The organism is Microbacterium sp. T32 (genome assembly GCF_001619615.1).
In the GTDB taxonomy this organism is placed as follows: domain Bacteria; phylum Actinomycetota; class Actinomycetes; order Actinomycetales; family Microbacteriaceae; genus Microbacterium.
On sequence record NZ_LQQP01000067.1, the window covers coordinates 57,188 to 71,033 of the forward strand.

A 13,846-nucleotide genomic window follows, 5' to 3' on the forward strand; every position below is an offset into this window, starting at 1 on the left:
CGCCCGGGCTTCGGCTCGGGCGCCGCGTTCGCGTGTGCCGGGTCGGGCCGCGCGGTGTCTGCGTCCGCGTGCCGCGCGCTCGTCCGCGCCGTTGAGTGTCCAAGACACGCGGACGCCACGGCATCTCGTCCGCGTGTCTTGGACACTCAACCGGAGACGGATGCCGCGAGCGGCGGCGCGGCTCGGCTACAGCCGCCGCCGGCGCGGCGTCAGGCGCACCGCGGGGAGCGGTGGAGCCGGAACGCGCTCGGGTCCGTGATCCACGACGGCACCGAAACGCGGGGCGTGCGCCTCCCACGCGTCGCGCGCCTCCTCGATCTCCTCGTGAGAACGGCCGACGAAGTTCCACCACATCACGATGTCGGCCTCGAACGGCTCACCGCCCAGCAGGAACACCCGCGCGCCCTCCGGCGCGGTGACGTCCACGTGGTCGCGGCCCCTGCCGAGATAGAGCAGTCGCGTTCCGTCGACGGATGCCGTCGCCCCCGCCGTCTCGAGGGGCACCGTGCGTTGCGCGGCGTCGGCGTCGGTGGCATCCATCCCCGTCTCCGCCTCGGCGGAGCCGGTCATTCCGTAGAGGGCATATTCCCAGTCGGCGCGGAGGGGAATGCGGACGACGATCCCCGGGGGCAGGCGGAGCTCGGCGCCCACGATCGGGGTGTGCACGGTCGCGGGCGATGCGACTCCGCCGAGTTCGCCCATCACGACGACGGCGTCGGCGCCGTCTCCGAGGTCGAGCGTCGGGAGGTCCTCGTGCCGCTCGAACGCGGGCTCGCCGTGGCGCCGCGACTCCGGAAGCGCGACCCACAATTGCAACGCGTCGAGGGGGATCGGGTCGTCTCCGACCGAATATTCCGAATGGGCGATGCCCTGGCCGCTCGTCATGAGGTTGAGCGCGCCGGGACGGACGACGACGTCGCTCCCGACGGCATCCCGGTGCCGCACTTCGCCGATGATCGGCCACGTCACCGTCTGCAGCCCGATGTGCGGGTGCGGCTCGACGCGCATCACCGTCTCCTGCGGACCGAAGCGGTCGAGGAAGCACCACGCCCCGACCATCGGCAGCGCGCGGTGCGGGAGGGTGCGGTGCACCTCCATTGCACGGACCCCGCCGAGCGGCACCTCTCGGGCTTCCACGACGAGCGCGCGCGGACCGTCGCAGTCCACCGGCCCCTCGGATGCCGGCGGCGCGACGTCGAGCCTCGTCACGCGGGTTCGCTCGGGTCGGCGGAGTCGGCGGCGTCCTCGTGCTGCGGCCAGTCGATCACGAGACCGGGCACGTCGTGCTCGTGCAGGTAGTGGACGACGAAGGGGCAGGTCGGGATGATCGTGTCTCCCCTTCGCGCGAGGTCGGCCAGCGCTTCGCTCGCGAGCGTCGAGCCCAGGCCCATGCCCTTGAAGGCTCCGTCGATCTCGGTGTGCGGCAGGACGACGCGGGCTTCGCCCGCGGGGCGGAACTGCAGCACTCCGCCCAGTTCTCCGTTCGCGTGGATCTCGTAGCGGTGCGCCTCGTCGTTGCGCGTCACGGTCAGGTCGTCGGTCATGTCGCCTCCGGTCGTCGGTACTGCGTCCAACGTTCGCAGGGTGTGCGCTGTTCCGCCATCCCTCGACGGTGCTGGTGGGTGTCGCGGTCGCCCGCTAGGTTGCGGGCATGACGGTTCTCGGCATCGGTGGTCTTCTTCTGCGCAGTCGCGATCCCGAGGCCCGCGCGGCCTGGTACCGCGATCTCCTCGGCATCCCGGTCGGCGCGGAAGGATCCGACGCGGTCTGGATGCAGGATGCCGGACCGACCGTGTTCGCGCCGGTCCCGGAAGCGACCACGGACTTCGCGTCCGACCAGCCCTTCCTCCTGAATCTTCGCGGGAGTGATCTGGATGCCGTCGTGCGGCGCCTCGAGGATGCCGGGGTCGCCGTCGAAAGGCGGGAGGAATGGGAGACCGACTACGGCCGCTTCGTGCGCCTGCGCGACCCTGAGGGGCTCCCGCTCGAGCTGTGGGAACTCCCCGCGGACCCTTCTCCCCAGGACTGAATCCGGCTCGGTTCTCCACCGTTGTCACCGCCGCCCGCGGCCGGTGTCGGTGCCCCGGGTTACCGTGGTCGAGTGACATTCCCCGGCCCCGCCCCCGAGCCGTACGCCGACGCGCCCCCCGACGCGTTCGACGCGTACGACGACCCCTACGCGGGCGCCGACTGGGACCCCGATCTGTTCCCTCCGCCCGACGATCCCGACGCCCCGCCCCCGCCGATGGATGCCGCGGCCTCGCCCTTCGCCCGCGCCGCGGTCGCGACGGGCACCGCGCGCGAGCTGCCGGCCGTCCGCGACTTCACGGGCCGCGATCCGCGCGACGTCCTCCACGAGGTCTACGGCTACGACACCTTCCGCGGCGATCAGGCCGACATCGTCCAGCGCGTGATCGACGGTGGGGATGCCGTCGTGCTCATGCCGACCGGTGGGGGAAAGAGCGTCACCTACCAGGTGCCCGCCCTCGTGCGACCCGGGACGGGGCTGGTGGTCAGCCCCCTCATCGCCCTGATGCACGATCAGGTCGACGCCCTCGTCGCCAACGGTGTGCGGGCGGCCTATCTGAACTCGACGCAGGCCCCCGCCGAACGACAGGCGGTCGAGCAGGCGTACCTCGCCGGCGACCTCGACCTGCTCTACGTCGCCCCCGAACGCCTCAACGGGGCGCAGACCCTCGGGCTGCTGTCGCGCGGTCGGCTGAGCGTCATCGCCATCGACGAGGCGCACTGCGTGTCGCAGTGGGGCCACGACTTCCGGCCCGACTACCTCGCGCTCGGCGACCTCGCCGATCGCTTCCCCGGCGTCCCGCGCATGGCGCTCACCGCCACCGCCACGCCCGAGACCGCGCGCGAGATCGTCGAACGCCTGCGCCTCCGCGACGCGAGAACCTTCATCGCGAGCTTCGACCGGCCCAACATCCAGTACCGGATCGAGGCGAAGGTCGACCCGCGGCGCCAGCTCGTGTCGTTCATCCGCTCGCAGCCCGAGGGTTCGGCGGGCATCGTCTATGCGTTGAGTCGCAAGAGCGTCGAGCAGACCGCGGCCTACCTCGCGGCCCAGGGCCTCGACGCACTGCCGTACCACGCCGGTCTCGATGCCTCCGTCCGGGCGGCGCATCAGTCGCGGTTCCTCCGCGATGACGGCGTCATCATGGTCGCGACGATCGCCTTCGGCATGGGGATCGACAAGCCCGACGTGCGCTTCGTCGCCCACATCGACCTGCCGAAGTCCGTCGAGGGGTACTACCAGGAGACGGGCCGTGCCGGTCGCGACGGTGACCCGTCGGTCGTGTGGATGGCCTACGGTCTGGGCGACGTCGTCCAGCAGCGGCGCATGATCGACCAGTCGCCCGGCGACCGGTCCTACAAGATGCGTCTCGGGCAGCACCTCGACGCGATGCTCGCGCTGTGCGAGACGGTCGGATGCCGTCGGCAGAATCTCCTGGCGTACTTCGGTGAGCGATCGGAACCGTGCGGCAACTGCGACACATGTCTCACCCCGCCCGACACCTGGGACGGGCTCGTCGCGGCGCAGAAGCTGCTCTCGACGATCGTGCGGCTGCAGCGCGAACGCGGCCAGGCCTTCGGTGCCGGCCACCTCATCGACATCCTGCGCGGCGCCAAGACCGACCGCATCGCGCAGCAGGGGCACGACCGCCTGACCACGTACGGGCTCGGGGCCGACCTGTCCGACCAGGACTGGCGCAGCGTCATCCGACAGCTGCTCGCGCGGGGCATCATCGTCGCGCAGGGCGACTACGGCACGCTGGCCCTCAGCGAGGCGTCGGGGGGAGTCCTCCGCGGCGAGACCCCGGTGCCACTGCGCCGTGACGCGCTCGGGCGGACCGGCGGCGGTGGCGCAGGCCGACCCCGCAAGTCGAGTGCGGACGACGTCGCGCCCGGCGACCGCGACCTCTTCGAGGCGCTCCGCGCGTGGCGCGCCGAGCAAGCGCGCGAGCAGGGCGTCCCCGCCTACATCGTCTTCGGCGATGCGACGCTGCGGGCGATCGCCGCCGCCCGACCGTCGTCCATGGGCGACCTCGACGGCATCACGGGCATCGGCGCCAAGAAGCGCGAGGCCTACGGTGATGGCATCCTCACCGTCGTCGCCCAGAACTGACACGTGTCGGCGTCTCCCGAGGATGTTGACGCCCCACAACCCACCGGCCCGGCGTTGCCCGCCCGCGTTGTGCGCAACTCACACAATGTTTGTCGGCGCGTTGTGGGACTCCTACCGTGGAGGCATCCCTTTGCAACGTCGAAAGGTGCCGAAATGACCGACGCCGCCGTCCGTCCCACCACGCCCGCCACGAGCACGCGTACCCCCGTCGGGGGTGCGCCGACCGCAGCGCACTCCGCCGCCGAGGCCGCCGAGAGTCGCATCGACATCGAGCAGGTCACCGACCTGCTGCTCGGAACGTGGGCCGACACCCGCCGCGAGGCGCGCGCGATGCTGAAGGATCCGATCTTCTGGCGCGACGACAGCCTCGGCATGGATGCCCACCGCACCCGCACCCTCGGCCAGCTGCACGAGCTCGTCGCTCGCAAGGCCGTGCACCGCGCGTTCCCGAAGCGGTTCGGCGGCGAGGAGAACAACGGCGCCAACATCGCCGGCTTCGAGGAACTCGTGGCCGCCGACCCGAGCCTGCAGATCAAGTCGGGTGTCCAGTGGGGGCTGTTCGGCTCGGCCGTCCTGCAGCTCGGCACCGAGAAGCACCATGAGAAGTGGCTCCCCGGCATCATGAGCCTCGAGATTCCCGGGGCCTTCGCGATGACCGAGACCGGTCACGGCTCCGACGTGGCCGCGATCGGTACGACCGCGACCTACGACCCCGACACCGAGGAGTTCGTCATCCACACGCCGTTCCGCGGTGCGTGGAAGGACTACCTGGGCAACGCCGCGCTGCACGGCAAGGCCGCGACCGTGTTCGCCCAGCTCATCACCAACGGCGTGAACCACGGCGTGCACTGCTTCTACGTTCCGCTGCGCGATGACGCAGGGAACTTCCTCCCCGGCATCGGCGGCGAGGACGACGGCCTCAAGGGCGGCCTCAACGGCATCGACAACGGACGTCTGCACTTCGACCAGGTCCGCGTCCCGCGCGAGAACCTGCTCAACCGCTACGGCGACGTCGCCGCGGACGGCACGTACTCGAGCGACATCGCGAGCCCCGGTCGCCGGTTCTTCACGATGCTCGGCACGCTCGTCCAGGGGCGCGTCTCGCTCGACGGCGCGGCCGCGTGGGCGTCCGCGATCGGCCTCACCATCGCGATCACCTACGGCAACCAGCGTCGGCAGTTCGACTCCGGTAGCGGAACCCCCGAGGTCACGCTGCTCGACTACGGCAAGCACCAGCGCCGCCTGCTGCCGCGCCTCGCGACCACGTACGCCGAGATCTTCGCGCACGACGAGTTCCTGCAGAAGTTCGACGGCGTCTTCAGCGGACGCCTCGACACGGATGCCGACCGTGAAGACCTCGAGACGCTCGCCGCCGCGCTGAAGCCCCTGTCGACGTGGCACGCTCTCGACACGCTGCAGGAGTCGCGCGAAGCGTGCGGCGGCCAGGGGTTCCTCTTCGAGAACCGCCTCGTGGGGCTCCGCGCCGACCTCGACATCTACGTGACGTTCGAGGGCGACAACAATGTCCTGCTGCAGCTGGTCGGCAAGCGTCTGCTCGCCGACTACGCGCGCCAGTTCAAGGGCAAGGATGCCAAGGCCCTCGCCGCGTTCGCGGTGGGACAGACCGCCGGGAAGCTCTTCCACGGTGCGGGTCTACGTCAGCTCGGACAGGCCGTGACCGACCTCGGCTCGACCGCCCGCTCGGTCGAGAAGGGCCTGCGCGCGCAGCAGCAGCACGAACTTCTCGCGGGTCGTGTGCAGCAGATGGTGGCCGACATTGCGGGGCGGTTGCGCCCGGCATCCAAGCTCTCCCGCGAGGACGCGGCGGCGCTCTTCAACGAGAACCAGGCCGAGCTGATCGAGGCCGCACGGGCGCATGGCGAGCTGCTGCAGTGGGAGGCGTTCACCGACGCCATCAACCGCCTCGGCGATGACAGCTCGCGTCAGGTGCTGACGTGGCTGCGCGACCTGTTCGGCCTGCAGCTCATCGAGAAGCACCTGGCCTGGTACCTGATCAACGGGCGCCTCTCGACGCAGCGCGCGGCCGCGGTGTCGAGCTACATCGACCGTCTCTGCGTCCGGCTCCGCCCGCACGCGCAGGATCTCGTGGATGCCTTCGGCTATGGCCCCGAGCACATCCGTGCGTCGATCGCCACCGGCGTGGAGGACGACCGGCAGAACGAGGCCGCGTCGTACTACTCGGCGCTGCGGGCGTCGGGCAACGCTCCGGTTCCGGAGAAGAAACCGGGCAAGTAAGCGCACGGACGGAGGGCGGTGGCCGGAAGGACCGCCGCCCTCCGTCGTCAGGTCCGGCGCAGCAGCACCAAGCGGACGACGGCGATTCCGGCGATGATGGCGCCCGCGATCAGCATCACGAGGGCGAACCACAGCGGTCCGTTCACGGCGATGGCCACGATGCCGACGACGATCATGATGACGGCCAGGACAAGGCCGAGATACAACGAGACGCGTGTCCTTCGCGGACCCAGGGGAACGGTGTGCATGCCGGGAAAGTAGCGGCGGGCGGACGGCGAGGCCAGGGCTTGCGCCCGGCTCGTGTCGGAGCCCCGCCCTACGCTGACACCATGAGCGACCTCACCATCGACACTGACGGCCTCGCCCGCTGCGCGTGGGCCGGCGACGACGCCGAGTACCGCCGGTACCACGACGAGGAGTGGGGAACCGAGCTGCGGGGCGACCGTCCCCTGTTCGAGAAGATGAGTCTCGAGGGCTTCCAAGCGGGTCTGTCGTGGATCACGATCCTGCGCAAGCGTCCGCGTTTCCGCGAGGTGTTCCACGGGTTCGAGCCGTCCGTGGTCGCCGCGTTCGGGCCCGCCGATGTCGAACGCCTGCTCCAGGATGCCGGGATCATCCGCCACCGCGGCAAGATCGAGGCCGTGATCGGCAACGCCGCGCTCGTCGCCGACATGGCGGACGGTGAGCTCGACGCCCTGCTGTGGTCGTTCGCCCCCAGCGCGCACACGCCGCCGTCGTCGTTCGCCGAGGTGCCGGCCGTGACGCCCGAGTCCGAGGCGATGAGCAAGGAGCTGCGGCGACGCGGCTTCCGCTTCGTCGGCCCCACCACGATGTATGCCCTCATGCAGTCGTCGGGCATGGTCGACGACCACGTCGCGGGGTGCTGGCGAGCGGCCGCCTGACCGCACCCGCTAGACTGAAAACCGGAGCCCTCGCTCCCAGCGTCGTCGAACGCACCGGCCCCCTTCCCGCGGGCCTTTGACCTTCACGGCGAACGGATGCGCCGCCCGGCGCCTTCGCCCATTGCAGCCGCAGTATCGCGGCATCCCGAACCGCCGTGTGCGCGTGCGCGCCGGCAGGAGACTTCATGACGTCCCAGACTTTCACCGACCTCGGCGTGCCCGCGCCGCTGATCGCCGTGCTCGCCGAGCAGGGCAAGAACGACCCGTTCCCGATCCAGGCCGACACCCTGCCCGACACCCTCGCCGGGCGCGACGTGCTCGGCCGCGGCAAGACCGGCTCCGGCAAGACCCTCGCGTTCTCGCTGCCGCTCGTGGCGCGCCTGGCCGCGAAGAGCGACCGCCGCCGCGGACGCAAGCCCCGCGCGCTCGTGCTCGCCCCGACCCGCGAGCTCGCCAACCAGATCGACGAGGTCATCAAGCCCCTCGCCGCGGCCTACGACCTCACCACCACGACCGTCTACGGCGGCGTGAACCAGAAGCGTCAGGTCGACGCTCTGAACGCCGGAGTCGACATCCTCGTCGCGTGCCCCGGCCGTCTCGAGGACCTCATCGGGCAGGGCTTCGCGAGCCTCGACGCCGTCGAGATCACGGTCCTCGATGAGGCCGACCACATGGCCGACCTGGGCTTCCTCCCCGGCGTGACGCGTCTGCTGGCGCGCACGCCCGCCGACGGGCAGCGCCTGCTGTTCTCGGCGACGCTCGACAACGGCGTGGACAAGCTCGTCAAGCGCTTCCTCCGCAACGAGGTCCTGCACTCGGTCGACGAGGCCCACTCGCACGTCGCCGCGATGACCCACCACGTCTTCGTGCCGGCCGACGCGGATGCCAAGAAGCAGCTCGTCCGGACACTGGCTTCCGGAACGGCTCGCCGCATCCTCTTCATGCGCACGAAGCACCAGGCCAAGAAGCTGGCCAAGGAACTGACCGCCGCCGGCATCCCGTCCGTCGACCTGCACGGCAACCTGTCGCAGCCCGCCCGCGACCGCAACCTCGCGGCGTTCGGCGACGGCCGCGCCAAGGTCCTCGTCGCCACCGACGTCGCCGCCCGCGGCGTGCACGTCGACGGCGTCGAGCTCGTGGTCCACGTCGACCCGCCCGTCGAGCACAAGGCGTACCTGCACCGCTCGGGCCGCACCGCCCGCGCGGGTTCGGCCGGCGACGTCGTGACGATCATGCTGCCCGAGCAGCGTCGCGACACCCTCGACATCCTGCGCAAGGCCAAGATCGACGTCACCCCGCAGTCGGTCACCTCGACCTCCCCCGAGGTCGTCGCCCTCGTCGGCGAGGTCGCCCCGTACGTCAAGCCCGAGCCGATCGTCGCGCAGCCGCAGGGCGGCGGACGCTCGCAGGGCGCCAACGCGCAGCGCAAGCGCGCCGCTCGCGGACAGGGATCCTCGGATGCCGCTCCCCGCACGTCCGCTCCCGGTGAGGGGCGTCGTCGCCGCGGCCGCGGTGCCGGTCAGGCGGCCCCCGCGGCCGACGCCGCGCAGCCCGCACGGCAGGGCCAGCGTTCGGGTTCGGGCCGCGGCCAGGGCGGCGGCGGCAACGCGCGCGGCGGAGCGAACACCGCCCGACCGCAGGGCGCTGGGCGCTCGGCATCCGGCGCTCCCACGACCGGCATGGTCGTCGGTCGGGGCGCCCGCACGAACCGTCGCGCCCAGGGCTGAGTCCACGCCACGATGCCCCCGCGGATCCGTCCGCGGGGGCATCGTCGTGTGTCCGGACAAGGCCGCGGTCGCGAATGTCGGAGGCCTCCGTCACACTGAGGGGCGAACCTCCGAGGAGCCGCCATGACCGATGCCCCCGCCGATGCCCACGACGTCATCCGCGTGCGCGGTGCGCGCGAGAACAACCTCAAGAACGTCGACCTCGACGTTCCCAAGCGGCGACTCACCGTCTTCACGGGGGTGAGCGGCTCGGGCAAGTCGTCGCTGGTCTTCGGCACGATCGCGGCCGAGTCGCAGCGGCTCATCAACGACACGTACCCGACGTTCGTCCAGCAGTTCATGGGTCAGCCGTCGCGGCCCGAGGTCGATGCGCTCGAGAACCTCAGCGCGACGATCCGGGTCGACCAGGAGCGGATGTCGCCCAACGCGCGATCCACCGTGGGGACGGCGAGCGACGTCCACGCCATGCTGCGCGTGCTGTTCAGCCGGCTCGGGCAGCCGCACGTCGGCTCGTCGCAGGCGTTCTCGTTCAACGTCCCGTCGCTGTCCGGTGCGGGAGCCGTGACGATCGCGACCGGTGCCCGCAAGGGGCAGCGAGAGCGCCGGTCGTTCGAGATCACCGGCGGCATGTGTCCGGACTGCGAGGGTCTCGGGCAGGTGAGCGACATCGACCTCACCCAGATCGTCGACGAGTCGCTCTCGCTCAATGACGGCGCGATCCTCGTCCCCGGGTACACCGCCGACGGCTGGATGGTGCGGATCTTCGCCGAGGCGGGCTTCTTCGACGGCGACACGCCCGTGCGCGACTTCACGCCCGAGCAGCGGCAGATCTTCCTCTACGGCGAGCAGCAGAAGGTGAAGATCGCCAGCTCGAACATGACCTACGAGGGGCTCGTCCCCAAGATCACGAAGAGCATGCTGCAGAAGGATCGCGACGGTCTGCAGCCGCACATCCGCGCCTTCGTCGATCGGGCGGTGACCTTCGTGCCGTGCCCGGGGTGCGGGGGCACGCGGCTCAACGAGGGCGCGCGCTCGTCGCGCATCGACGGGGTCAACATCGCGGATGCCGCGGCCATGCAGATCACCGATCTCGCCGCCTGGGTGCGCACGATCGAAGACCCGTCGGTGGCGCCGGTCGTCGACGGCCTCCGTGACACGCTCGACGCCTTCGTCCACATCGGCCTCGGCTACCTGTCGCTCGACCGCGCGAGCGGAACCCTCTCGGGCGGCGAGGCGCAGCGCACCAAGATGATCCGCCACCTCGGCTCGAGCCTGACCGACATCACGTACGTGTTCGACGAGCCGACCGCGGGCCTGCACCCGCACGACATCCAGCGGATGAACGACACCCTCCGCCAACTGCGCGACAAGGGCAACACGGTGCTCGTCGTCGAGCACAAGCCCGAGGTGATCGAGATCGCCGACCACGTGGTCGACCTCGGCCCTCGCGCGGGCCGCGACGGCGGGACGATCCAGTACGAGGGCGACGTCGCCGGACTCCGCGGCTCCGACACTCTGACCGGCCGCTTCCTCGACCACCGCGCCGAGCTGAAGGCGGCCGTGCGCCCGCGGACCGGGGCGATCCCGATCCGCGGAGCGTCGCAGCACAACCTGAAGAACGTCGACGTCGATGTTCCTCTCGGCGTCCTCACGGTCGTCACGGGAGTCGCCGGATCGGGCAAGTCGTCGCTGATCCACGGCAACCTTCCCGCGCACGACGACGTGGTGGTCGTCGACCAGACGCCGATCAAGGGCTCGCGGCGCAGCAGCCCGGCGACCTACACCGGCATTCTGGATGCCGTCCGCTCGGCCTTCGCGAAGGCGAACGGCGTCAAGCCCGCGCTGTTCAGCGCCAACTCCGAGGGTGCGTGCGTCGCGTGCAACGGGCTGGGCGTGATCGTCACGCAGTTGGGCTTCCAGTCCACGGTCGAGACCGTCTGCGAACTGTGCGGCGGAACCGGGTTCGCCGACGAGGTGCTGGAGTACACGCTCGACGGGAAGAACATCGCCGAGGTCCTGCAGATGTCGGTGGCCGAGGCATCCACGTTCCTCACCAAGGGGCCCGCGGCGACGGTACTCGGACGCCTCGTCGATGTGGGGTTGGGGTACATCACCCTCGGCCAGTCGCTCAACACCCTGTCGGGCGGCGAACGGCAGAGGTTGAAGCTCGCGATCTCGATGGCGAAGAAGGGCGCGGTCTACGTTCTCGATGAGCCGACGACGGGTCTGCACCTCGCCGACGTCGACACGTTGCTGGCGCTGCTCGATTCGCTCGTGGATGCCGGCAACACCGTCGTCGTGATCGAGCACCACCAGGCCGTCATGGCGCACGCCGACTGGATCATCGACATCGGTCCGGGAGCCGGGCGGGACGGTGGCACGATCGTCTTCGAGGGGACTCCGGCGGATCTCGTCGCCGCGCGATCGACGCTCACCGGCGAGCACCTCGCGCGGTACGTCGGGGCCTGAGGCGCGGCTACCTCTCCGGCCCCGAGGGCGTCACGGCGCAACGCCGGCGCGCTGCCGCGCCCGGATCAGGCCGGGGGTGTGACCGTCGCCGTGTGCAGGTGCCGGTCGCCGTGGGCGAGCACCTTGACGATGACCCCGCGCTGACGGAGTTCGGCCACGGCGCGGGACGCGTCGGCGCGAGAGACGCCGAGCGCCTCGACCGTCGTGACGACGAGGACGTCGCCGCGCGTGAGCGTGCCGAAGAACCGGTCGAGTCGTGCGGCCCAGTCCTCGAGCGTCTCCGGCGCCGGGTGGCGGAAGCCCTCGATGGGAACGCCGAAGCGAGTCAGGTCGTCGCGCTGCTGCACGATCGACGGGAGCCCGGGGCGGGAGACCACCAGCCCCACGAGCCGCGAACCGGCGGGGCGGGCGCGCCACCAGGCTCCGTCGCTCTGCATCTCGGTGAAGCACTGCGGGCAGTCGGCGGCCGTGTGAGCGACCGACGTGGCGGCGCTCGTCGCATCCGTCGACGGCGTCGGGATCGGTTCGCTCATGGCACCTCCGCGTCTATTCTGCCGTACGCCCCCGACACCGCCCCGCCCCCGCCCCGCCGCGTTAATCGTCCTCGCCGTCGATGCGCAGCTCGAGGCTCAGCTGGTCGGCGTCGAGCTCGGCGAGGGCGTGGCGCAGCGCGGCGGTGCTGTACCGGCCGTCGTGGCTGATGCGGTTCAGCTCGCGGCGCATCGCGTCGACCGAGGCGAGCCGGAACTCGAGCAGGTCGCGGGCTCTCGCCGTCAGGTCGTCGTCGGTCGGCCGCGCCAGCCGCGCCCCGGCCCGCTCGAGGAGGTCCGACGGGAACGGTTCGCCGTTCCGTCGCGTGAGCTTCCCCGCGGTCAGGGCCGCGACCGAGGCCGTGCGAAGTTCGGCATCCAGCGCGTGCTGCTCCTCCCGCGTGGGTCCTTCGCCCGCGCCCTCGGAGAGGCCGACGCTCCGGACGACCATCGACAGCGTCAGCCCCTGGATCAGGAGGCTGAACAGCGCGACGAGGAACGCCACGAAGATCAGCAGCGAGCGGTCGCCGACACCGTCATGGGGCAGCGTCTGCGCGGCCGCGAGGGTGACGACGCCGCGCATCCCGGCCCACACGATGATGATGCCGTGCCGCCAGCCCAGAGGACTGTCGCGGTAATAGTCCAGGTCGGCCAGGGTCCGCGTGACCCGGCGGCGGACCAGGCCGAAGCCGCGCTTGGCCCGGTCGGGGTTCGAGACCCGGCTCTCGAAGGCGGCGGGGTCGGCACGATACGCCTGCTCCATCTCATCGATGCGCTCGCTGATCTTCTCCGCGCGCTCGCGGTGCGCGACATGCCTCCGGCTGCGCCGTCCCTGCAGCCAGATGATCCCCGTGACGTACAGGGCCCGCACGCCGAGCGAGATACCCAGAGCGCTGAGTGCGAGCCACGTGCCGTACCACAGGCCCTCGTGCTCCCCGAGGTTGGCGTTGACGATGTCCTTGAGTTCCAGGCCGAAGACGAGGAAGACGCCGCCCTCGAGGATCAGCTCGATCGTCCGCCAGTTGAGTCGGTCGCTGAGCCGCTGCTCCGGAGTGAAGCGGCGGGCCGCGCCCTGACCGGTGACGATCCCGGCGACCACCGCCGCCACGAGCCCCGACCCGCCGAGGTGCTCGGTGGGGAGGTACGCGATGAACGGGATCGTGAAGCTCAGCGCGGTGTTCGCCGCGGGATTGCTGACGCGCTCGCGGAGGCGAAGGTTCCCCCACCCCACGAGCGCTCCGATCGCGAGGGCGATCACGACGGCCCAGGCGAAGTTGGCCACGGCATCGCCGAAGGCGAAGCCGGATGCCACGGCCGCCACCGCCGTCCGCAAGAGTACGAGCGCGGTCGCGTCGTTGAGGAGGCTCTCGCCCTCGAGCAGGGTGATGACGCGGGGAGCGATGCCCAAACGCTTCGCGATCGAGGTGGCCACGGCATCCGTCGGGCTCAGGATCGCGCCGAGCGCCACGCCGAGGGCGAGTCCGAGTCCCGGGATGACAGCGGCGAAGAACAGGCCGAGGCCGAGCGAGCTCAGCACCACGAGGAGCACGGAAAGTCCCGCGATGGGCGCGAAGTCGCGGCGGAACTCGATCGCCGGCAGCTGCAGCGCGGCCGAGTACAGCAGCGGCGGGAGCACCCCGATGAGGATCACGTCGGGTGGGATCGTGAACGCCGGGACGAACGGCAGCAGGCTCACGCCCAGGCCGATCGCCATGAGCACCAGGGGCCCGGCGATGTTGAAGCGCGGCGCGATGACCGTGACGAGCGAGACCACCACGATCCCGCCGACGACGATGAGGAGGGGGTCGATCACGCTCCGAG

Annotated in this window: 11 protein-coding genes; 6 read left to right on the forward strand and 5 right to left on the reverse strand. The window is 70.9% G+C overall.

Translation table 11 applies throughout. The annotated features are described in order from the left end of the window. Positions 1-186: 186 nt before the first annotated feature. The gene (locus AVW09_RS15635; protein WP_063258928.1) at positions 187-1,209 is read right to left on the reverse strand and encodes a pirin family protein; all 1,023 of its coding nucleotides are present in this window, start codon (positions 1,207-1,209) and stop codon (positions 187-189) included. Next, complete coding sequence (locus tag AVW09_RS15640; protein ID WP_063258929.1) at positions 1,206-1,544, reverse strand: GNAT family N-acetyltransferase; 339 nt, start codon at positions 1,542-1,544, stop codon at positions 1,206-1,208. The genes AVW09_RS15635 and AVW09_RS15640 overlap by 4 nt, the downstream gene beginning before the upstream one ends. A 107-nt stretch (positions 1,545-1,651) precedes the next feature. Between AVW09_RS15640 and AVW09_RS15645 the strand changes: the two genes are divergently transcribed. The 3 genes from AVW09_RS15645 (at position 1,652) to AVW09_RS15655 (ending at position 6,397) form a co-directional block, all read left to right on the forward strand. Next, positions 1,652-2,029, forward strand: coding sequence for a VOC family protein (locus AVW09_RS15645; RefSeq protein WP_063258930.1), 378 nt, complete (start codon positions 1,652-1,654; stop codon positions 2,027-2,029). Between the two features lie 72 nt (positions 2,030-2,101). Next, positions 2,102-4,141, forward strand: a complete 2,040-nt coding sequence (gene recQ, locus AVW09_RS15650; RefSeq protein WP_063258931.1) for a DNA helicase RecQ — start codon at positions 2,102-2,104, stop codon at positions 4,139-4,141. 153 nt (positions 4,142-4,294) lie between these two features. Next, positions 4,295-6,397, forward strand: a complete 2,103-nt coding sequence (locus AVW09_RS15655; protein WP_063258932.1) for an acyl-CoA dehydrogenase family protein — start codon at positions 4,295-4,297, stop codon at positions 6,395-6,397. A gap of 47 nt (positions 6,398-6,444) precedes the next feature. Here the strand turns inward: AVW09_RS15655 and AVW09_RS17795 are convergent, their stop codons facing one another. Next, on the reverse strand, positions 6,445-6,645 hold the full coding sequence (locus AVW09_RS17795) for a hypothetical protein (RefSeq protein ID WP_156496138.1): 201 nt from the start codon (positions 6,643-6,645) through the stop codon (positions 6,445-6,447). 81 nt (positions 6,646-6,726) lie between these two features. Here AVW09_RS17795 and AVW09_RS15660 point away from each other — a divergent pair, with 81 nt between their 5' ends. The 3 genes from AVW09_RS15660 to AVW09_RS15670 all read left to right on the forward strand — a co-directional run bounded on the left by AVW09_RS15660 (position 6,727) and on the right by AVW09_RS15670 (position 11,495). Beyond that, positions 6,727-7,299, forward strand: coding sequence for a DNA-3-methyladenine glycosylase I (locus tag AVW09_RS15660; protein WP_063258933.1), 573 nt, complete (start codon positions 6,727-6,729; stop codon positions 7,297-7,299). Between the two features lie 185 nt (positions 7,300-7,484). Then, complete coding sequence (locus AVW09_RS15665; RefSeq protein WP_063258934.1) at positions 7,485-9,026, forward strand: DEAD/DEAH box helicase; 1,542 nt, start codon at positions 7,485-7,487, stop codon at positions 9,024-9,026. Positions 9,027-9,149: 123 nt separating this feature from the next. Beyond that, positions 9,150-11,495, forward strand: coding sequence for an ATP-binding cassette domain-containing protein (locus tag AVW09_RS15670; protein ID WP_063258935.1), 2,346 nt, complete (start codon positions 9,150-9,152; stop codon positions 11,493-11,495). Positions 11,496-11,560: 65 nt separating this feature from the next. Here AVW09_RS15670 and AVW09_RS15675 read toward each other — a convergent pair whose 3' ends face one another. Both AVW09_RS15675 and AVW09_RS15680 read right to left on the reverse strand, forming a co-directional pair. Continuing rightward, positions 11,561-12,028, reverse strand: coding sequence for a dehydrogenase (locus AVW09_RS15675; RefSeq protein WP_063258936.1), 468 nt, complete (start codon positions 12,026-12,028; stop codon positions 11,561-11,563). Between the two features lie 61 nt (positions 12,029-12,089). After that, positions 12,090-13,838, reverse strand: coding sequence for a cation:proton antiporter (locus AVW09_RS15680; protein ID WP_082823030.1), 1,749 nt, complete (start codon positions 13,836-13,838; stop codon positions 12,090-12,092). Positions 13,839-13,846 lie beyond the last annotated feature (8 nt).